Annotated in this window: 1 protein-coding gene; it reads left to right on the forward strand. The window is 35.4% G+C overall.

Going from position 1 to position 647, the window contains the following annotated elements; all coding sequences use genetic code 11:
• The coding region (locus tag BJN41_RS14485; RefSeq protein ID WP_141730420.1) for an integrase core domain-containing protein at nucleotides 1–313 on the forward strand (313 nt) is incomplete at its 5' end.
• Nucleotides 314–647 lie beyond the last annotated feature (334 nt).

The raw sequence follows: 647 nt of genomic DNA on the forward strand, positions 1-647 counted from the left end.
AGGAGGGGTTCAATATCTTTCCATTCGCTATACCAATCGTTTAGAAGCAGCAAATTTACGAGCATCAGTCGGTACGACCGGTGATTCATACGATAATGCTTTGGCTGAAACAGTGAATGGCTTATACAAAACAGAGGTGATTGAATATTTAAAAGCAGATTGGCAAGGTTTAGCGGATGTACAACTTGCGACATTAAATTGGGTAGATTGGTTCAATAAAGAGCGTGTACATAGTGCACTAGGTTATGTGCCACCTTTTGATTTTGAAGCAATGTACTATGATAAAATTAATCCGTTAGGTCTGGTGGCCTAACTTAAATAAAAAGTCTCCGACAAACCCGGTACGGTTCACGGAGATTTTTTGATTAAAGAAAGAGTACAGTATTTCTATTTGAAGCTGCAATCTTTGACGCAATTTTGAGTTTAGTGAAGTTTGAATCAGACATTTTTTCTCAATACATGACGATCTCTAATCTTAACTTCAATTAAATGCTCAAATAAAAGAGTAATTATAAATGAGTCCTTGCGATTTAAGTTATTCATCGTCTTTGTGATGATCATTATCGAATAGCTTACAAGTAAAAATTATTGCTAATATGACTAGGCTAGAAGAAATACCAGCATATAAGTTGGCTAAAGTTCCACCA

It is taken from the genome of Acinetobacter towneri, assembly GCF_001758345.1.
Taxonomy (GTDB): domain Bacteria; phylum Pseudomonadota; class Gammaproteobacteria; order Pseudomonadales; family Moraxellaceae; genus Acinetobacter; species Acinetobacter towneri_A.